Here is an 18,988-nt window from a genome sequence, read left to right on the forward strand (position 1 = left end):
CTATCTCAGGGTGGCGATGCACCATCATTGGGCATCGGGAATTCTCTATACGCAGAACAGACTCTCTTGAAGCCGGCTGGTTCATGCGCAACGTTTTGTCGTAGTGTCCTGTGGGCCAGAACGGCGACAGGCATGGTCGCCAGGCAACCGGATCAGTATCCTAGCACCTCCTGGCCCGCCTACGCTAAACCCCGCGGGCCGTCGTACAGGTTAACCATCGTATGAATGCTCTAGCCCGCCGCGCCGCTGGCCTGTTGCTCGGCACGCTCTGCCTGCCGCTTGCGGCCCTGGCCGCCGATACGCAACCGACCCACGAATTCATCCTCGACAACGGCCTGAAGGTCGTGGTGCGCGAAGACCATCGCGCGCCAGTGGTGGTATCGCAGATCTGGTACAAGGTCGGCTCCAGCTACGAGACACCCGGCCAGACCGGCCTCTCCCACGCCCTCGAGCACATGATGTTCAAGGGCAGCGCCAAGGTCGGTCCGGGCGAGGCCTCACGCATCCTGCGCGATCTCGGTGCCGAAGAGAACGCCTTCACCAGCGATGACTACACCGCTTATTACCAGGTGCTGGCCCGCGACCGCCTGCCGGTGGCCCTGGAGCTCGAGGCCGACCGTCTGGCCAGTCTGCGCCTGCCGGCCGACGAGTTCAGCCGCGAAATCGAGGTCATCAAGGAAGAGCGCCGCCTGCGCACCGACGACCAGCCCAACGCCAAGGCCTTCGAGCTGTTCCTCGCCATGGCCTACCCCGCCAGCGGCTACCACACCCCGACCATCGGCTGGATGGCCGACCTCGAGCGGATGAAGGTCGAGGAACTGCGCCACTGGTACGAATCGTGGTATGCACCGAACAACGCCACGCTGGTGGTGGTGGGCGATGTCACCGTCGATGAGGTCAAGGGCCTGGCGAACAAATACTTTGCCGCCATCCCCAAACGCGCCATTCCTCCCGCCAAACTGCCACTGGAACTGGCCGAGCCCGGCCAGCGCCAGCTCACCCTGCACGTGCGCACCCAACTGCCGAGCCTGATCTACGGCTTCAACGTCCCGGGCCTGGCCACCGCCAAGGACCCACGCAGCGCCCAGGCCCTGCGCCTGATCTCGGCGCTGCTCGACGGCGGCTACAGTGCGCGCATGCCGGCACGCCTCGAGCGCGGCCAGGAGCTGGTGGCCGGTGCCTCGAGCAGCTACAACGCCTTCACCCGGGGTGACAGCCTGTTCCTGATCTCGGCCACCCCGAACGTACAGAAGCAGAAAACCCTCGCCGACGTCGAGAAAGGCGTCTGGCAGTTGCTGGACGAGCTCAAGAACACGCCACCCACCGCCGAGGAGCTGGAGCGCGTGCGCGCCCAGGTCATCGCCGGCCTGGTCTACGACCGCGACTCGATCAGCAGCCAGGCCACCACCATCGGTCAGCTGGAAACCGTGGGCCTTTCGTGGAAGCTGATCGACAGCGAGCTGGACGACCTCAAGCGCGTCACGCCGCAGGACATCCAGGACGCCGCACGCACCTATTTCACCCGCGAACGCCTGAGCGTTGCCCACGTTCTGCCCGAGGAGTCCGCTCATGAGTGATCGCCGCGCCCCCCGCTATACCCTGTTCGGCCTCGGCATCCTGGCTGCGATCGTGGCGCTGGCCCTGCTGCTGGCCCGCCCGGCGCAACCGGACAATGCCGCCGGTCAGCCCGACAGCAACGCCGCACGCCCGGCCAATACCCTGCAGTCGTTGGCCGAACTCGACGGCAAATCCCCCAGCCGGCGCCAACTGAACATCCAGAACTGGACCACAGCCGAAGGCACGCGGGTCCTGTTCGTCGAAGCCCGAGAGCTGCCGATGTTCGATCTGCGCGTGACCTTCGCCGCCGGCAGCAGCCAGGACGGCAGCGTCTACGGTCTGGCCGCCCTGACCAACGCCATGCTCAACGAGGGTGTGGCCGGCAAGGACGTCACCGCGATCGCCCAAGGCTTCGAGGGGCTCGGTGCCGACTTTGGCAACGGCTCGTATCGCGACATGGCCGTGGCCACGCTGCGCAGCCTGAGCGCCCCGGACAAACGCGACCCGGCGCTGAAGCTGTTCGCCGACGTGGTCGGCAAGCCAACCTTCCCTGAAGACGCCCTCAAGCGCATCAAGAACCAGTTGCTGGCCGGTTTCGAGTACGAGAAGCAGAACCCCGGCAAGCTGGCCGGCAAGGCGCTGTTCGCCAACCTCTACGGCAGCCATCCCTACGCTCACCCCAGCGACGGCACCGCCGAAAGCATCCCGGGTATCACCCAGGTACAACTGCGCGACTTTCACGCGAAGGCCTACGCTGCCGGCAATGCCGTGATCGCCCTGGTCGGCGACCTCAGCCGCAGTGAAGCCGAAACCATCGCCGCGCAGCTCTCCGCCACCCTGCCCAAGGGCCCGGCACTGGCCAGCCCTGGCGAACCGTCGCAGCCCAAGCCGGGCGCGACTCATATCGATTTCCCGTCCAAGCAGACCCACCTGATGCTCGCCGAACTGGGCATCACTCGCCAGGACGCTGACTGGCCGGCGCTGTCGCTGGGCAACCAGATCCTGGGTGGCGGCTCTTTCGGCACCCGCCTGATGAGCGAGGTGCGGGAAAAACGCGGCCTCACCTACGGTGTGTACTCGGTATTCAGCCCGATGCAGGTACGCGGCCCGTTCATGATCAACCTGCAGACCCGCGCCGAACTCAGCGAAGGTACGCTCAAGCTGGTCCAGGACATCCTCGCCGACTACCTGAAGAACGGCCCGACCCAGCAAGAGCTCGACGATGCCAAACGTGAGCTGGCCGGCAGCTTCCCGCTCTCGAATGCCAGCAACGCGAGCATCGTTGGCCAACTGGGCGCCATCGGCTTCTACAACCTGCCGCTGACCTGGCTCGAAGACTTCATGCAACAATCCCAGGCGCTGACCGTCGAGCAGGTCAAGACGGCGATGAACAAGCACCTGGCGGTGGACAAGCTGGTGATCGTCACCGCAGGCCCGAGCGTGCCGCAAAAGCCGCTGCCACCGCCCACAGACAAACCGTCCGAGCAGCCGCTCGGCGTACCGGAGCACTGATGGCAAGACCGTCCAACCCCGCCCAGCCCCAAAGCAAGGGGGCTGGCCACCTGCGCATCATCGCCGGCGAATGGCGCAGCCGTCGCCTGGCGGTGCCCGATGGGGAAGGCCTGCGCCCGACACCCGATCGCGTGCGTGAAACCCTGTTCAACTGGCTGGCCCCCTACATCGAAGGCGCCCGCGTGCTGGACGCCTTCACCGGCAGCGGAGCCCTGGTGCTCGAAGCCCTTTCGCGCGGTGCCGAAGATGCCGTGGCACTGGACAGCAACCCTGCAGCCATCGCCAACCTCAAGCACAACCTCGAGCTGCTGCGCTGCCCCCGTGGGCAGATCCTGCAGATTGACGCCCTGCGTTATCTCGGCGGCCCGGCCAAGCAGCAGTTCGATGTGGTATTCCTCGACCCGCCCTTCCACAAGGACCTGCTGGCCAACGTCTGCAACCTGCTGGAGGAGCATCAGTGGCTGCACGAACAGGCTTGGGTCTATACCGAGAGCGAAACAGCGCCGTCCAACCTGCCGATGCCCGGCAACTGGCGCCTGCACCGGGAAAAGAAGACCGGACAGGTGCATTACGCACTGTGGCAGCGGGGGTAACACCGGTTAATTAATTACCGCCTCCCCACCTCACCGATCATCGAGGCTGCTCCTGCCAACTCAATCAGGAGCAGCCCATGCCTCTAGCCCTTCCGAGCACCGCCGCTCGCGCCTCACACCTGCAGCACGCCACCCTGGCCAATGGCCTGCGCATCTACCTTCAAGAAGATCACCGCGCACCTCTGGTCAGCGTACAACTGTCCTTACACGTCGGTGCCAGCCATGAGCCAGCCGGCAATTCGGGGCTTTCCCATGCCTTGGAACACTTGGTATTCGATGGCAGCAGCAAACTGGCCCAGGGCGAGTACATTTCCTTCATGAACCGACTGGGCGCTTCGCCAAATGCCTTCACCGACAGCGACAACACCTATTTTCCGTTGACCCTGCCGGCCAGTCGCCTTGAAATCGCCCTGGAGGCCCTGGCCGACATCACGTTCCGCCCGACGCTGGAAGCGTCGGCCTTCACCAAGGTCCTGGAGATCGTCAAGGCAGAGCGGCGCAGCCATGTAGAGGGGACAGCCCTGGGCCGTGCCCTTGAGGCACACAAAACATTTTGTTATGGCAACGGAGCATATGCCACTCCCGTCATCGGGCGCCCAGAAGACCTGGACGCGCTGACAATCGACACCGCACGCGACTGGCACCGGCATTGGTATCACCCGAACAACGCCACGCTCGCGGTCGTCGGGGCCACGGACATGCCTCGCTTGCGCGAGCTGGTCGAGCGCCATTTTGGCGCCTTCGAGGCTGCCGAACTTCCGCCGCTCAAGCCGCTGGAAAGAACCGCAGCACCTGGGCGGCGCGCGCAGACACTGCGTCTCAAGGGGCTGACAGAGGGATTGCTGATGAGCTTCGGCGTCCCCAGCCTGGCCACAGCGCCCTCCAACGAGGAGGCTTGCGCACTGCAGTTGCTGCCGAAATTGCTGGGCAAAGGTGCTAGCGCCTTCCTGCGCCAGCGACTGTTGAGCGACGAACTCATCTTGCTCAACTTGTCAGTGGACTATGACGCATTCAAACGCGCAGACAGCCTCCTGGAAATTCGGGCCCATACCAACACGTCCATAGGCACGCCTGCCCAGGCGCTCGACAGGATCATGCAGGAAATCGCCACGCTCCATCGCACCCCCTTCACTGAAAGGGACCTCAATCGCGCCAAGGTGCAATTCATGTCGAACAAGGTCTTTGCCCGCGATGACATCGCCAACCAGGCAGAGACCATCCGCCGCTACGCCGTCTGTGGCCTGGACCCGCACCTTTTGGAGCAGGAGCGACAAACGCTCGAAGCCGTGACCGTAGAACAGGTTCGCCAGGTGGCAAGCCTTTATCTGACCGAGGACCGGCTGATGGCCACCTTCATGCTCGAGGAGACGAATGATGAATGACATCCCGACAGGACTCACTAGCGCACAAGGCCTGAACCTCAATGCATTCGAGCAGATCAGCACCTCGGTGCAATCATGGCGGAACGATAACGGCACACGCGTGATGTTCGTGGAAACGCGGGGGCTGCCGATAGTGGATATCAAACTACGCTTCAAGGCAGGCACCTCGGCCGACCAGGACCACCATGGCCTCGCGGCCGTGACCTTGCACATGCTCGACAAAGGCAGCGACGGTCTGGAGGCGGCCGAACGGGACAGGCGGATGCAGGAACTGGGGGCCATCGTCAGCAAGGATATACGCCTCGATCACGCGACGTTCTCCCTGCGCACACTAAGTGCACCTGAAATTCTCACCCCCGCCGTGACACTGCTCGCCTCCATGCTCGCCCACCCCGACTTCCCGGCCGACGCACTCAAAACAATTAAGACCCGAGTCAACGCTCAGGACGGGGCGTGGCGAAAATCGCAACACTGGCAACCAGTAATCGAGCTGTATCACCACCTCTACCAAGGCCACCCCTATGAAAGCGTCTTGAGCACCCCTGAGCACGTCGACGCATTGACCGTCGATGACCTGAAGGCATTCCATCGCAAGGCGTATTGCGCGAGTAACCTGGACATCGCGATTGTCGGCGATCTATCCCGGGAGGCGGCCGTCGCCCTGGCGCAGGACATCAGCTCGGCATTGCCCCAGGGGTGGACGGCCGCACACCTGCCACCGGTTCCCTCGTCAGTGGCGGCAACACGGCACCTGCCCTGGAGCGTACCCAACATCCTCGCTCAGTTGACACTGCCCATGAACGTGCCGCCCACCGAGGCCGAACATCTCCCGCTGCAGTTGGCCAACGAAGTGTTAGGTGGCGGCTTCAGCTCCCGCCTCATGCAAGAGCTCCGGCAACGCCTGGAACTGACCTACCACATCGACTCGGACTTCACAGCATCCAGCACCGCTGGCAGGTTATCGATCAGATGGGACGTCAAACCGCAGCATCTCCAGACCAGTGTCGAGCGGGTGGACGCCCTGTTGCTGGCCTTTGCTCAGGAAGGGCCAACGCTGGAAGAACTGCAACTGGCGCAACAGAGACTCGCAGGTAAATGCCTCAAGGAGGTCGCCACGAATGGCCAGCTTGCCGAGCGCTTGGCCTACCTTGCCAGTCACGACCTGCCAGACGACTACCTCGACACCTACACCGATCGGTTGCGCGAACAAACACCTGCAGTCGTCCACGAGGTGATCCGACGTCGATTCGACCTGGACCGCAAGATACTGATCACTGTGGGCGGGCCTGCCGACCAGCAACCACTCGCACCCTCGCCCAGCGACCAATAGCACAGGCATGACGGCGGGGTTTCATGGCATTCTAGGCAGGCACATCACGAGTTCCAGCATGTCCAGCCACGCCTTCACCTTTCGCCCCGCCGTCGGGCTGTCCAATCCGCACCTGCAGACCCTGTGGGGGCCGCTCTGGCGCAAGCCCCCAAGGCTTGAGCGCAGCCGCGAACGCCTGTGGCTGGCCGACGGCGACTTCCTCGACATGGACTGGCACGGCCCGCATCAGGCAGACACGCCGCTGGTGCTGATCCTGCACGGCCTGACCGGTTCCTCCGACTCCCCTTACGTAAAAGGCCTGCAGCAAGCGCTGCAGGCGCGTGGCTGGGCCAGCGTCGCGCTGAACTGGCGAGGCTGCTCCGGCGAGCCCAACCTGCTTGCCCGCAGTTATCACTCCGGCGCCAGCGAAGACCTGGCCGAAACCATCCGCCATCTGCGCGCGCAACGACCATTGGCGCCGCTGTATGCCGTGGGCTACTCGCTGGGCGGCAACGTGCTGTTGAAGTACCTGGGCGAAAGTGGCTCGGCCAGCCAGCTCGAAGCGGCGGTGGCCGTGTCTGTGCCATTTCGCCTGGATCAATGCGCCGACCGCATTGGCATGGGTTTCAGCAAGGTCTACCAGGCGCACTTCATGCGCGAGATGCTGGCCTACGTGCAGAACAAGCAGCGGCACTTCCAGGCCCGTGGCCACAGCGAAGGGCTGGCCGCGCTGGAGCGCCTGGGGCCGCTACGCAACCTGAGGACCTTCTGGGATTTCGATGGCCGGGTGACCGCGCCGCTCAACGGTTTCAGCGATGCCCACGACTACTACCGCCGCGCATCGAGTCGCTATTACCTGGGGGAAAACCGCACACCGACGCTGATCATCCACGCACAGGACGATCCGTTCGTGTTCGGCCACAGCCTGCCGGTGGCGCAGGAGCTGGCACCGCAGACTCATTTCGAATTGCACCGCCGTGGCGGGCACGTCGGCTTTGTCGACGGCAGCCTGCGTAATCCGGGGTATTACCTCGAACGCCGGATTCCGCAGTGGTTGCTGGAAGGACGCTGACGCTGGGTCGCCTCAGTCGCCGGTAGCGACACCATGCTTGGGATCGTTGATCCATTCGCTCCAGGATCCTGCGTACAGGCGTCCCAGCGGGTATCCCGCCAGTGCCAGGGCAAACAGGTTGTGGCACGCCGTGACGCCAGAACCGCAATATGCGACCAACTGTTCCGGCGCACGCCCCGCCAGCTTCTCGGCGAAGCGCTGCTTGAGCTGCTCGACCGGCAGGAAACGCCCGTCCGCACCGAGGTTGTCGGTGAACGCCGCGCACTGCGCGCCGGGAATGTGCCCGGCAACAGGGTCGATCGGCTCGACTTCACCGCGAAAACGCGGCAAGGCGCGGGCGTCGATCAAGGTCAGATCGGCGCTGCCCAGGCGCTTGGCCAGGTGCTCGGCATCGATCAGCGGCTTCGCATCGGCCTTACCCTCGAAGTTGCCCTCGTGGTGCACTGGCGGGTCCAGGCTCAACGGCAGGTGCGCGGCATGCCAGGCCTTGAGGCCGCCGTCGAGGATGAACACCGCATCGCGCTTGCCCAGCCAGGCCAGCAGCCACCAGGCGCGGGCTGCGAAGGCACCAGGGCCGTCGTCGTACAGCACCACCTGGCTGTCATTGTCCAGGCCCCACTTGCGCAGGCGCTCGACCAGAAGGCTAGGCTCAGGCAGTGGGTGACGGCCGGTCTGCCCCTTGACCACAGGCCCGCTCAGGTCGCGCTCCAGGTCCGCGAAATGCGCACCGGCGATATGCCCCTCGGCATAGCTGCGCTGGCCGTAGTCCACATCCTCCAGGGCGAAGCGACAGTCGAGGATCACCAGCCCCGGCGAGTCCAGACGCTCGTCCAGCTGCTGCGGGGTGATCAGTTGCGCAAGGGGCATGACAATCTCCTATCGATGGCTCGAAAGGCCCGGATCAATGTTCCAGGGCCTGGTTGAACGGAACGTGAAATTCGCTGCACAGCGCATCCACGGCGGCGCGGGAGCTGGCGGTGACGAATCCCAGCTCCAAAACCAGCACCTGATAGACGCCGCGCTTGAAGGCTTCTTCACCCAGGTGCGCGGAATGCTCGCGGGTGGTGCTGAGAAAACGCACCCAGGAGGTGAGCACGATCCAGGCATTGATGGTCAGCGACTCGATCTGGGTCGGCAGCATGTTCAGGATGCCCGCTTCGACGAAGCCACGATAGATCGCCTGACCCTGCTGCAGGCAACGCTGGGAGAAGCGCCGGTAACGTGCGGCCAGCTCCGGGTCGCTCTCCAGCAGGTGCTCGAGGTCGCGGTGCAGAAAGCGATAGTTCCACATCGCCGCGAGCAATGCCTTGAGGTAGAAGCGCTTGTCCTCGACGGTGGCCGCCCGGCCTTGCGGCGGGCGCAGGAAGCTGTCCACCAGCTCTTCGTACTGGCTGAACAGCAACGCGATGATCGCCTGCTTGTTGGGGAAGTGGTAGTACAGGTTGCCGGGAGAGATTTCCATGAACGCGGCAATGTGATTGGTGCTGACGCTGCGCTCGCCTTGCTGGTTGAACAGTTCGAGGCTGCTTTGCACGATGCGCTCACGGGTCTTCATGCGCGGGGCCATGCGGGTATCCAGGTCTGCGGGCTTCGTATGACGAGCCATCTTACGGTTTATTCCACGGGCGGTGCACCCCGCGGACATTCACAGATCGACGCCGATTAGAGTATAAGCTCGAGAACTCGCCCCTCTGCGCGGAGCTGCCATGCGTTCGTCCACAGCCATGCCTCTTGAGCCATCCGACCTTGTTCTTGAGCAGTTGTTCGCCGAGCAACGCCAGGCCTTCGCAGGCAACCCCATGCCGCCCGCCGCGCAGCGTATCCAGTGGCTGAAAAGCCTGCGTGAGGCCCTGGTTGCAAACCAGCAGGCGCTGATCGAAGCCGTCGATGCCGACTTCGGCGGGCGCAGTGCCGATGAAACCCTGCTGGCCGAGCTGCTGCCATCCGTGCAGGGCCTGCGCCATGCCGAGCGTCATGTGCGGCGCTGGATGAAACCTGCCCGGCGCCGCGTCGGCCTGGCCTTCCAGCCGGCCAGCGCGCGAGTGCTGGCGCAACCACTGGGGGTGGTGGGCATCATCGTGCCGTGGAACTACCCGCTGTTTCTGGCTATCGGCCCGCTGACCGGTGCCCTGGCGGCGGGCAACCGGGTGATGCTCAAGCTCAGCGAGGCCACACCACGTACCGGCCATGCCCTCAAGCAGTTGCTCGAGCATGTTTTCCCTGGCGACCTGGTGAGTGTGGTGCTGGGCGAGGTCGAGGTCGGCCAGGCCTTTGCCCGCCTGCCCTTCGATCACCTGCTGTTTACCGGCGCCACCAGCATCGGCCGCCAGGTCATGCTGGCCGCCGCGCACAACCTCACGCCGGTCACGCTCGAGCTGGGCGGCAAGTCGCCCGCCATCGTCTCCCACGACGTGCCACTGGCCAGTGCCGCCGAGCGCATTGCCTTCGGCAAGACCCTCAATGCCGGGCAGACCTGCGTGGCACCCGATTACGTGCTGGTCCCGCGTCAGCGCCTGGACGACTTCGCGCAGGCCTATCGACGGGCGGTGCAGCGCCTTTTCCCACGCATCGCAGACAACCCCGACTACAGCGCGATCATCAACCCGCGCCAGTTGCAGCGCCTCGAGCGCCTGCTCGCCGACGCCCGCGACAAAGGCGCCCAGGTACTCGACCTGTACTCCGACGAGCCGCGCCAGGGCCGCAGGCTGCCACCTCATCTGCTGCTGGATGTGAACGACGACATGCAGGTGATGCAGGACGAAATCTTCGGCCCATTGTTACCGCTGGTCGCCTATGACGCGCTGGATGAGGCCCTGGCCTACATCAATCAGCGCCCACGCCCGCTGGCGCTGTACTACTTCGGTTACGACCGCAGTCAGCAGGCGCAGGTGCTGCAGCACACACACTCCGGCGGGGTGTGCCTGAACGACACCCTGCTGCATGTCGCCCAGGACGACTTGCCCTTCGGCGGCATCGGCCCCTCTGGCATGGGTCATTACCATGGTCGCGAAGGTTTCCAGACCTTCAGCAAAGCCAAGGCGGTACTGGCCAAACAGCGTATCAACGCCGCCCGGCTGATCTACCCGCCTTACGGAAAAGCCCTGCAGCGCCTCGTATACAAGCTGTTCATCCGCTGAGCGCAAAGGGCGCATGACAGCCAATGGCCGTACTGTCTATAGTGCCATCATCCGGTCGCATGACTTGGCCGGGCAGCAGTCGCTGCGCTACCATCCGACTCCCCAACGCACTCCAGCCAGGATGACGCGATGAACCGAGTGTTGTACCCGGGCACTTTCGACCCCATTACCAAAGGCCATGGCGATCTGGTCGAGCGCGCCTCGCGGCTGTTCGATCACGTGATCATCGCCGTGGCGGCCAGCCCCAAGAAAAACCCCCTGTTCCCGCTGGAACAACGGGTCGAGCTGGCCCGCGAGGTCACCAAGCACCTGCCCAATGTCGAAGTCATCGGCTTCTCCTCCCTGCTGGCGCACTTCGCCAAGGAACAGGGCGCCAACGTGTTCCTGCGGGGCCTGCGTGCGGTGTCCGACTTCGAGTACGAGTTCCAGCTGGCGAACATGAATCGCCAACTGGCGCCGGACGTCGAGAGCCTGTTTCTCACGCCGTCGGAGCGCTACTCGTTCATTTCCTCGACGCTGGTCCGCGAGATTGCGGCGCTGGGCGGGGATATCACCAAGTTCGTCCACCCGGCGGTGGCCGAGGCGTTGACCGTACGCTTCAAGAAGTGATCGCAGCGGCCTGAGTTCGGCTTTGTACGCCACGTCGCCAACCGGCACTTGCGCGACAAAGCCTCGCGCCCGCGTGCACTGCGGGCGTTAATGCGGCACAATTGTGCCCATTGCTTTGATACATGCCCGGGCGCCGAGCCCCGGCCGGAGTCCCAATGTCCCTGATCATCACCGACGATTGCATCAACTGCGACGTCTGCGAACCCGAGTGCCCGAACGCCGCCATCTCGCAAGGCGAAGAGATCTACGTGATCGACCCGAACCTCTGCACCCAGTGCGTGGGCCACTATGACGAACCCCAGTGCCAGCAGGTTTGCCCGGTTGACTGCATCCCGCTGGATGAAGCCCATCCGGAAACCGAAGACGAGCTGATGGCCAAGTACCGCCGGATCACCGGCAAGGCCTGATGCCGTTCGTCGCCGCGATTGGCCGCGCATTGCTCGGCGCCGCACTGGCGCTGCTGGCCACCGCCGCCCTGGCGGACGGGCCCGGGCGCGCCGCCATTGCCAGCCCCCACGCCGATGCCACTGCAGCGGCACGAGAGGTTCTGGAGCAGGGCGGCAACGCGTTCGATGCCGCCATCGCCATCAGCGCCACGCTGGCGGTGGTCGAGCCCTATGGCTCGGGGTTGGGCGGCGGCGGTTTCTTCCTGCTGCGCGAGCAGTCCGATACTGCGCACTACCGCTTCCTGGATGCCCGCGAGCGCGCGCCGGGTGCCGCCACCCCAGGCATGTACCTGGAAGACGGCAAGGTCCGGCAGGGGCTTTCGATCAACGGTGCGCTGGCGGCGGCCATCCCAGGTCTGCCCCAGGCGCTGGCAGATCTCGCGGCGACCCACGGCAAACTGCCGCTCAGGGACAGCCTCGCGCCAGCCATCCGCCTCGCCAACCAAGGCTTTGCCGTAGACCGCATCTACCGCGATCGCGCGACCATGCGCCTGAACGCGCTGCGTGACGACCCGGAAAGCGCTCGGCTGTTCCTGCGCGAGAACCAGGTCCCCGCCCTGGGCAGCGTGATCCGCCAGCCGGAACTGGCCGCCACCCTGCAAGCAATGGCCGATCAGGGGCGCGACGGTTTCTACCGTGGGACGGTTGGCCGCCAGCTTGTCGAGGGTGTGCGCCGCGCTGGCGGTGTCTGGACCCTCGACGATCTCGCCAACTACCGCACGGTCTGGCGCCAGCCACTGCGCTATCCCCTGGCAGACCAGCGCGAACTGATCAGCAGCCCACCGCCGTCTGCCGGCGGCGTGGCCTTGGCGCAGAGCCTGGCGATGCTCCAGCGCCTGCCTTGGCAGAGCGCAGAACCCGTGCAACGCAGTCACTATGTGGTAGAAGTCCTGCGCCGCGCCTACCGCGATCGCGGCCTGCTCGGCGACCCGGACTACGTCACCAACCCGATCAACCGCCTGCTGGCACGCCACTATCTGACCGGACTTGCCGACAGCATCGACGTGCACGATGCCACGCCCAGCAGCGCCCTGCCGCCCGCGCCCGCCTGGCGCGAGGGCGACCACACCACTCACTTCAGCGTGATCGATGCCACAGGCAATGCCGTGTCGGCCACGCTGTCGGTCAACCTGCCCTTCGGTGCAGCCTTTACCGTACCCGGCAGCGGCGTGGTGCTGAACAACGAGATGGACGATTTCGCCGCCGACCCCACAGGCAGCAACAGCTACGGCCTGGCCGGCAGCCAGGCCAATGCGGTGGCCGCGGGCAAGCGCCCACTGTCGAGCATGAGCCCGAGCTTCATCGAAAGTCCGTCACAGTTCGCCAGCTTCGGCACGCCCGGCGGCAGCCGAATCCCGAGCATGGTGCTGCTGTCGATGCTCGGCTTTCTCGAAGGGCGGCCGGTGAACGAATGGCCGGCGATCCCCCGCTATCACCATCAGTACTTGCCAGATGTGATCGAGCACGAGCCCGGCACCTTCGATGAGAGGCAGAAAGCCGCGCTGCGTGCACGCGGCTATGAGCTCAAGGATGTGCAGCGCAGCTATGGGAACCAGCAGGTGCTGTACTGGGACAAACGCGCCGGGACGCTCGAGGCGGCCAGCGATCCGCGCGGGGTCGGTGAGGCCGCAGTGCTGGAGTGACCCGCAAAGCTGCGGCGCGCTGAATGGCTGTTCGCCGAACGAATCTCAGCGCTGACAGCGCGGGCAGAACACGCTAGCGCGCTGCCCCAGCTTCACGTCCCGCAGCTCGGTCCCGCACACCTTGCAGGCCTCACCGCCACGCCCATACACGAACAGTTCCTGCTGGAAATACCCCGGCTGCCCATCGCCACCGATGAAATCGCGCAACGTGGTGCCACCACGCTCGATGGCCGCCGCCAGCACGCGCTTGATCTCGATCGCCAGCTTCAGATAACGCGCCCGGCTGATCCCGCCCGCCTCGCGGCGTGGATCGATGCCCGCGGCGAACAGCGCCTCGGTGGCGTAGATGTTGCCCACCCCCACCACCACGGCGTTGTCCATGATGAACGGCTTGACCGCCATCGACCGCCCGCGTGACAGCTGGAACAACCGCTCGCCGTCGAACAGGTCGGTCAATGGCTCCGGCCCCAGGCGCACCAGCAGCTCGTGACCCAGCGGGTCCTGGCTCCAGAGCATGGCACCGAACCGACGCGGGTCGGTGTAGCGCAGCATCAGCCCCGACTCCAGCTCGATGTCCACATGTTCATGCTTGGCCGCCGGCAGCCCGAGCTCGACCAACCGCAGGTTGCCAGACATCCCCAGATGGCTGATCAAGGTGCCCACCTCGGCGTTGATCAGCAGGTACTTGGCCCGCCGCTCGACGCTGACGATGCGCTGCCCCGACAGGCGCACATCCAGATCCTCGGGGATCGGCCAGCGCAGGCGCCGGTCACGCACCACCACGCGGCTGACTCGCTGGCCTTCCAGGTAAGGCGCGATCCCGCGCCGGGTGGTCTCGACTTCTGGCAACTCAGGCATGGATCAGTGGCCACTCATTTCACGGATGTTCTGCTTGAGGCTCTCGAAGTCGTACTCCGACAGCCCGATGTAGTCCAGCACCAGCGGCCCGACGACGTTCCACTCGTGGTCGACGCTCTGGTTGCCCAGCACGCGGTACGACGCACAGATGTGTTCGGCCATTTTCAGCACCGCCAGCAGGTTCTTCAGCTGGGTCTGGGTGTTGCGTGAAGACTCGTCGCGGAATACCGCCAGGGCGTTGTGGTGGTTGGCGATGGCCGCGCTGATGTGCTCTGGCAGGCGCCACGACTTGGCGGTGAAGTAGCCCACCACCGAATGGTTGGTGTTGAACGCGCGGTTCTCGGTGTCCACCACCCGCGTTTGTTCGTCGGCCTTGGCGTAGGCGTCCTCCAGCACTTCCATGTAGGTCGGGAAGCGCTTGAGCATCAGCGGCACGCCGCAATCATGGAACAGGCCAAGGGTGTAGGCCTCGTCCACCGCCTGGATGCCGGTGCGCTTGGCCAGGGTCAGGCAGGTCATCGCGACGTCCTGGGCGGTGTCCCAGAAGCGGTTGAGGGTGACGATGGTTTCGTCGCTCATCTCGCCCTTGATCGACTGCGCGTTGATCAGGTTGATGATCGAGCGGCTGCCCAACAGGTTTACGGCGCGCTGGATCGAGCCAATCTTGTTGGCCAACGCGAAATGCGGGGAGTTCACCAGCTTGAGCAGTGCACCGGCCAGACCAGGATCCTGCGCTATCAGCTTGGCGATCGTCTCCAGGTCCGGATCGGGCATGTACTGCTCGAACTGCAGGTCCACCATGATCTGCGGCTGCGGCGGAATGGTGATGCCTTGCAAGGCTTGCTGGATCTGTTCGGCGGAAAGTTCCTGGGACATGGGTACACACTCGGAAATGACGAGAGATTCTAACCCTGTACTCCTGCAGGGCACCAACCACTGGATCGTTCCCTGGGCGGTTAACTTTAGCCGCGATGAGGCCGACACTTCATCCAGCCCACCAGCGAACCCCAGGCCAACGCGGTATACTCCCGCTCTTTTTTCCGGAGCGACGTCATGTCCCTGCCCAGCCTTCGCCTCAAAGCCAATGCCGACCGCCGCCTGCGCGCCGGCCACCTGTGGGTCTACAGCAATGAAGTCGATGTCGCCGCGACTCCGCTGCAAGGCCTGAAGGCCGGGCAGCAGGCGATCCTCGAGGCGGCCAACGGCAAGCCGCTGGGCGTGGTGGCGGTGAGCCCGAACAACCTGATCTGTGCCCGCCTGCTGTCGCGCGATGCCAAGCTGCCGCTGGACAAGTCGCTGCTGGTGCACCGCCTGAACGTCGCCCTGTCGCTGCGTGAGCGCCTGTTCGACAAACCCTGCTACCGCCTGGTCTACGGCGACTCCGACCTGCTGCCGGGCCTGGTGGTCGACCGCTTCTTCGACATTCTCGTGGTGCAACTGGCCTCGGCCACCATGGAAGCTCACAAGGATGAGGTGATCGCTGCCCTGGTACAGGTGCTCAAGCCCAGCGGCATCCTGTTCAAGAACGACTCCGCCGCGCGCGACGCCGAGGGCCTGGGCCGCTATGTCGAGACTGTTTATGGCGAAGTGCCAGACTGGGTCGCGCTGGAAGAGAACGGCGTGAAGTTCGAAGCGCCGGTACGTGAAGGCCAGAAGACTGGCTGGTTCTACGACCACCGCATGAACCGGGCGCGCCTGGCGCCCTACGTCAAGGGCAAGCGCGTGCTCGACCTGTTCAGCTACATCGGTGGCTGGGGCGTACAGGCCGGGGCCTTCGGCGCCAGCGAAGTGTTCTGCGTCGATGCCTCGGGCTTTGCCCTGGATGGCGTCGAGCGCAATGCCGCGCTCAACGGCATTGCCGAAAAGCTCACCTGCATCGAAGGCGACGTGTTCGAGGCCCTGCGCGAACTCAAGGCCGCCGAAGAACGCTTCGACGTGATCATTGCCGACCCACCCGCCTTCATCAAGCGCAAGAAGGACCTGAAGAACGGCGAGGCTGCCTACCGCCGCCTCAACGAGCAGGCCATGCGCATGCTCAACAAGGACGGCATCCTGGTCAGCGCTTCGTGCTCCATGCACCTGCCCGAAGATGACCTGAACAACATCCTGCTGACCAGTGCCCGCCACCTGGACCGCAACCTGCAACTGCTCGAGCGCGGCGGCCAGGGTCCGGACCACCCAGTGCACCCGGCAATCGCCGAAACCCGCTACATCAAGAGCATCACCTGCCGGTTGCTGCCCAATAGCTGACCCACCTGCCTGGGGCTGGCCTACAGCCCCAGGTCATGCAATGTGTGGTGATTGTTGGCGATGATGTTGGCGATCAGCGACTCCCCCGGGAAGTCGGCCATGATGATGCCCACGGTCCTGACCGTTGGCTGCGGGCCGTTGAGATCCTCGATATCGTCCCGCGCCAGGGAGTGAAACAGGCGCATGACTCAAGTCCTTTGCGAGCGCAAGAAGACGTCAGGCTAACGACCCGGCGGACAGCCGGGCACTAGATAACTATCGACCGACCATGACTGCAGCGCTGCCTTGGCAAAAACCCTGCTCAGATATCCAGCACCATGCGGCGCGCGATGGTAGCTGCAGCGAGACCAGGAAAATACCGCCAGGAGGGCATTTGGGAGATGTCCTGCATCACCCTGTCCAAATGACGAAAAGCACCGTCCAGACACATCGTCATTCCCTCGTCGCGCCAGCGGTGTAGAATCGGCCTATTCATCGCCAGACATCCCCAGGCGGGTTTATGAGCTCTGGCCAAGCACGCGGCGATCCCGCGCTGTCTTCGGCCCCATCCGTGCCAGCGGCAACCGGCCTTCGGCGCAAAGGACAAGAGAAGCTCACTCCCCTTTCCAGAGACCTGATTAAGCCGCCAGGAGTGCTTCATGCCTGATTATCGTTCCAAGACTTCCACCCAGGGCCGCAACATGGCGGGTGCCCGCGCACTGTGGCGCGCCACCGGGATGAAGGACGAAGACTTCAAGAAACCGATCATCGCCATCGCCAACTCGTTCACCCAGTTCGTCCCGGGCCACGTGCACCTGAAGGACCTGGGCCAGCTGGTCGCCCGCGAGATCGAGCGCGCCGGTGGCGTGGCCAAGGAATTCAACACCATCGCCGTCGACGACGGCATCGCCATGGGCCACGACGGCATGCTGTACTCGCTGCCGAGCCGCGAGATCATCGCCGACGCCGTCGAGTACATGGTCAACGCCCACTGCGCCGACGCCATCGTCTGCATCTCTAACTGCGACAAGATCACCCCCGGCATGCTGATGGCTGCCCTGCGCCTGAACATCCCAGTGATCTTCGTCTCCGGCGGCCCGATGGAAGCCGGCAAGACCAAGCTGGCCAGCCACGGCCTGGACCTGGTCGACGCCATGGTCATCGCCGCCGACTCGACCGCCAGTGACGAAAAGGTCGCCGAGTACGAGCGCAGCGCCTGCCCGACCTGCGGTTCGTGCTCCGGCATGTTCACCGCCAACTCGATGAACTGCCTGACCGAAGCCCTGGGGCTCGCCCTGCCGGGCAACGGCTCCACCCTGGCCACCCACGCCGACCGCGAGCAGCTGTTCCTTACCGCCGGACGCACCATCGTCGAGCTGTGCAAGCGCTACTACGGCGAGAACGACGAGTCGGTACTGCCGCGCAACATCGCCAACTTCAAGGCGTTCGAGAACGCCATGATGCTCGACATCGCCATGGGCGGTTCGACCAACACCATCCTGCACCTTCTGGCTGCCGCCCAGGAAGCGGAGGTCGACTTCGACCTGCGCGACATCGATCGCCTGTCGCGCAAGGTGCCACAGCTGTGCAAGGTGGCGCCGAACATCCAGAAGTACCACATGGAAGACGTCCACCGCGCCGGCGGCATCTTCAGCATCCTCGGCTCGCTGGCCCGTGGCGGCCTGCTGCACACGGACCTTCCGACCGTGCACAGCCGCAGCATGGAAGAGGCCATCGCCAAGTGGGACATCACCCAGACCGATGACGAAGCCGTGCACACCTTCTTCAAGGCAGGCCCGGCCGGTATCCCGACCCAGACCGCGTTCAGCCAGTCGACCCGCTGGGAAACCCTCGACGACGACCGCGAGAACGGCTGCATCCGCAGCTTCGAACACGCCTACTCGCAGGAAGGTGGCCTGGCCGTGCTCTACGGCAACATCGCCCTGGACGGCTGCGTGGTCAAGACCGCGGGCGTCGACGAGTCGATCCATGTGTTCGAAGGCACCGCGAAGATCTTCGAAAGCCAGGACAGCGCCGTGCGCGGCATTCTCGCCGACGAAGTGAAGGCCGGCGACATCGTGATCATCCGCTACGAAGGCCCGAAAGGCGGTCCGGGCATGCAAGAGATGCTCTACCCGACCTCGTACCTGAAGTCCAAGGGCCTGGGCAAGGCCTGCGCCCTGCTCACCGACGGCCGCTTCTCCGGCGGCACCTCGGGCCTGTCGATCGGCCACGCTTCGCCGGAAGCGGCCTCGGGCGGCGCCATCGGCCTGGTCAAGGACGGTGACAAAGTGCTGATCGACATTCCGAACCGCTCGATCAACCTGCTGGTCAGCGACGAAGAGTTGGCCGCACGCCGTGTCGAACAGGACAAGAAGGGCTGGAAACCTGCCGAAGTGCGTCCACGCAAGGTCACCACTGCACTGAAGGCCTACGCCCTGCTGGCGACCAGCGCCGACAAGGGCGCTGTGCGTAACAAGGCGATGCTCGACGGGCTGTGAGGCTTTGAGGGTGTGAAAGAAGAACCGGCGCCTTGAGCGCCGGTTTTTTTATGCCTGTGGGAAAGTGTCGGCCCTTTCGCGGGCAAGTCGGGGCGCCGAACCGCCACTCCCACAGGAGGGGTGGTCACCCTGTAGGAGCG

At 64.6% G+C, this 18,988-nt stretch carries 17 protein-coding genes; 12 read left to right on the top strand and 5 right to left on the bottom strand.

Annotated features, from left to right (window positions below):
• The first annotated feature begins 221 nt into the window (after positions 1–221).
• From HU748_RS19020 to HU748_RS19045, 6 genes are all read left to right on the top strand, one after another.
• On the top strand, positions 222–1,577 hold the full coding sequence (locus HU748_RS19020) for a pitrilysin family protein (RefSeq protein ID WP_186721494.1): 1,356 nt from the start codon (positions 222–224) through the stop codon (positions 1,575–1,577).
• A complete protein-coding gene (locus HU748_RS19025; protein ID WP_186721496.1) occupies positions 1,570–3,069 on the top strand; it encodes a pitrilysin family protein in 1,500 nt (499 codons plus the stop codon). The genes HU748_RS19020 and HU748_RS19025 overlap by 8 nt, the downstream gene beginning before the upstream one ends.
• Positions 3,069–3,662, top strand: a complete 594-nt coding sequence (rsmD, locus tag HU748_RS19030; protein WP_186665570.1) for a 16S rRNA (guanine(966)-N(2))-methyltransferase RsmD — start codon at positions 3,069–3,071, stop codon at positions 3,660–3,662. Before HU748_RS19025 ends, rsmD begins: the two co-directional genes overlap by 1 nt.
• 77 nt (positions 3,663–3,739) lie before the next feature.
• Positions 3,740–5,044 carry a pitrilysin family protein gene (locus tag HU748_RS19035; protein ID WP_186721498.1) on the top strand — a complete coding sequence of 435 codons (1,305 nt, stop codon included), beginning with the start codon at positions 3,740–3,742 and terminating at the stop codon, positions 5,042–5,044.
• Positions 5,037–6,374 carry a pitrilysin family protein gene (locus tag HU748_RS19040; protein WP_186711560.1) on the top strand — a complete coding sequence of 446 codons (1,338 nt, stop codon included), beginning with the start codon at positions 5,037–5,039 and terminating at the stop codon, positions 6,372–6,374. The genes HU748_RS19035 and HU748_RS19040 overlap by 8 nt, the downstream gene beginning before the upstream one ends.
• 58 nt (positions 6,375–6,432) lie before the next feature.
• Positions 6,433–7,425, top strand: coding sequence for a hydrolase (locus HU748_RS19045; protein WP_186665565.1), 993 nt, complete (start codon positions 6,433–6,435; stop codon positions 7,423–7,425).
• Between the two features lie 12 nt (positions 7,426–7,437).
• Here HU748_RS19045 and HU748_RS19050 read toward each other — a convergent pair whose 3' ends face one another.
• Both HU748_RS19050 and HU748_RS19055 read right to left on the bottom strand, forming a co-directional pair.
• Entirely contained in the window at positions 7,438–8,292 is an 855-nt protein-coding gene (locus HU748_RS19050) for a sulfurtransferase (protein WP_186721500.1), read from the bottom strand.
• 34 nt (positions 8,293–8,326) lie between these two features.
• Positions 8,327–8,992: a TetR/AcrR family transcriptional regulator gene (locus HU748_RS19055; RefSeq protein ID WP_186666097.1), complete on the bottom strand. Its 666-nt coding sequence runs from the start codon at positions 8,990–8,992 to the stop codon at positions 8,327–8,329.
• Between the two features lie 139 nt (positions 8,993–9,131).
• On the opposite strand from HU748_RS19055, the gene HU748_RS19060 reads away from it, so the two are divergent.
• From HU748_RS19060 to ggt, 4 genes are all read left to right on the top strand, one after another.
• Positions 9,132–10,562, top strand: a complete 1,431-nt coding sequence (locus tag HU748_RS19060) for a coniferyl aldehyde dehydrogenase (protein WP_186721502.1) — start codon at positions 9,132–9,134, stop codon at positions 10,560–10,562.
• A gap of 129 nt (positions 10,563–10,691) precedes the next feature.
• Complete coding sequence (gene coaD, locus HU748_RS19065; RefSeq protein ID WP_063541647.1) at positions 10,692–11,171, top strand: pantetheine-phosphate adenylyltransferase; 480 nt, start codon at positions 10,692–10,694, stop codon at positions 11,169–11,171.
• Between the two features lie 155 nt (positions 11,172–11,326).
• Positions 11,327–11,578: a YfhL family 4Fe-4S dicluster ferredoxin gene (locus tag HU748_RS19070; RefSeq protein WP_011531711.1), complete on the top strand. Its 252-nt coding sequence runs from the start codon at positions 11,327–11,329 to the stop codon at positions 11,576–11,578.
• Positions 11,578–13,260 (top strand): gamma-glutamyltransferase, encoded by a 1,683-nt coding sequence (ggt, locus tag HU748_RS19075; protein ID WP_186711557.1) that lies wholly within the window; start codon positions 11,578–11,580, stop codon positions 13,258–13,260. Before HU748_RS19070 ends, ggt begins: the two co-directional genes overlap by 1 nt.
• A gap of 45 nt (positions 13,261–13,305) precedes the next feature.
• On the opposite strand, the gene mutM is transcribed toward ggt, so the two are convergent.
• On the bottom strand, positions 13,306–14,118 hold the full coding sequence (mutM, locus tag HU748_RS19080) for a bifunctional DNA-formamidopyrimidine glycosylase/DNA-(apurinic or apyrimidinic site) lyase (protein WP_063541651.1): 813 nt from the start codon (positions 14,116–14,118) through the stop codon (positions 13,306–13,308).
• A gap of 3 nt (positions 14,119–14,121) precedes the next feature.
• The gene (locus tag HU748_RS19085; protein ID WP_186711562.1) at positions 14,122–14,940 is read right to left on the bottom strand and encodes an HDOD domain-containing protein; all 819 of its coding nucleotides are present in this window, start codon (positions 14,938–14,940) and stop codon (positions 14,122–14,124) included.
• Between the two features lie 231 nt (positions 14,941–15,171).
• Between HU748_RS19085 and HU748_RS19090 the strand changes: the two genes are divergently transcribed.
• Entirely contained in the window at positions 15,172–16,368 is a 1,197-nt protein-coding gene (locus tag HU748_RS19090; protein ID WP_186665558.1) for a class I SAM-dependent rRNA methyltransferase, read from the top strand.
• Positions 16,369–16,388: 20 nt separating this feature from the next.
• On the opposite strand, the gene HU748_RS19095 is transcribed toward HU748_RS19090, so the two are convergent.
• Positions 16,389–16,553, bottom strand: coding sequence for a hypothetical protein (locus HU748_RS19095; RefSeq protein ID WP_186711555.1), 165 nt, complete (start codon positions 16,551–16,553; stop codon positions 16,389–16,391).
• Positions 16,554–17,006: 453 nt separating this feature from the next.
• On the opposite strand from HU748_RS19095, the gene ilvD reads away from it, so the two are divergent.
• The gene (gene ilvD / locus HU748_RS19100) at positions 17,007–18,848 is read left to right on the top strand and encodes a dihydroxy-acid dehydratase (RefSeq protein ID WP_054891146.1); all 1,842 of its coding nucleotides are present in this window, start codon (positions 17,007–17,009) and stop codon (positions 18,846–18,848) included.
• The last annotated feature ends 140 nt before the right edge of the window (positions 18,849–18,988 follow it).

Source organism: Pseudomonas sp. RW3S2 (assembly GCF_014268955.1).
Lineage (GTDB): Bacteria > Pseudomonadota > Gammaproteobacteria > Pseudomonadales > Pseudomonadaceae > Aquipseudomonas > Aquipseudomonas wayambapalatensis.

Coding starts and splice junctions, on each gene's coding strand:
- HU748_RS19055 (WP_186666097.1), bottom strand. CDS start 8,992: ATGGCCCCGCGCATGAAGACCCGTGAGCGCATCGTGCAAAGCAGCCTC.
- HU748_RS19040 (WP_186711560.1), top strand. CDS start 5,037: ATGAATGACATCCCGACAGGACTCACTAGCGCACAAGGCCTGAACCTC.
- rsmD (WP_186665570.1), top strand. CDS start 3,069: ATGGCAAGACCGTCCAACCCCGCCCAGCCCCAAAGCAAGGGGGCTGGC.
- HU748_RS19020 (WP_186721494.1), top strand. CDS start 222: ATGAATGCTCTAGCCCGCCGCGCCGCTGGCCTGTTGCTCGGCACGCTC.
- HU748_RS19025 (WP_186721496.1), top strand. CDS start 1,570: ATGAGTGATCGCCGCGCCCCCCGCTATACCCTGTTCGGCCTCGGCATC.
- HU748_RS19050 (WP_186721500.1), bottom strand. CDS start 8,292: ATGCCCCTTGCGCAACTGATCACCCCGCAGCAGCTGGACGAGCGTCTG.
- HU748_RS19070 (WP_011531711.1), top strand. CDS start 11,327: ATGTCCCTGATCATCACCGACGATTGCATCAACTGCGACGTCTGCGAA.
- ggt (WP_186711557.1), top strand. CDS start 11,578: ATGCCGTTCGTCGCCGCGATTGGCCGCGCATTGCTCGGCGCCGCACTG.
- coaD (WP_063541647.1), top strand. CDS start 10,692: ATGAACCGAGTGTTGTACCCGGGCACTTTCGACCCCATTACCAAAGGC.
- HU748_RS19095 (WP_186711555.1), bottom strand. CDS start 16,553: ATGCGCCTGTTTCACTCCCTGGCGCGGGACGATATCGAGGATCTCAAC.
- HU748_RS19045 (WP_186665565.1), top strand. CDS start 6,433: ATGTCCAGCCACGCCTTCACCTTTCGCCCCGCCGTCGGGCTGTCCAAT.
- ilvD (WP_054891146.1), top strand. CDS start 17,007: ATGCCTGATTATCGTTCCAAGACTTCCACCCAGGGCCGCAACATGGCG.
- HU748_RS19035 (WP_186721498.1), top strand. CDS start 3,740: ATGCCTCTAGCCCTTCCGAGCACCGCCGCTCGCGCCTCACACCTGCAG.
- HU748_RS19060 (WP_186721502.1), top strand. CDS start 9,132: ATGCGTTCGTCCACAGCCATGCCTCTTGAGCCATCCGACCTTGTTCTT.
- mutM (WP_063541651.1), bottom strand. CDS start 14,118: ATGCCTGAGTTGCCAGAAGTCGAGACCACCCGGCGCGGGATCGCGCCT.
- HU748_RS19090 (WP_186665558.1), top strand. CDS start 15,172: ATGTCCCTGCCCAGCCTTCGCCTCAAAGCCAATGCCGACCGCCGCCTG.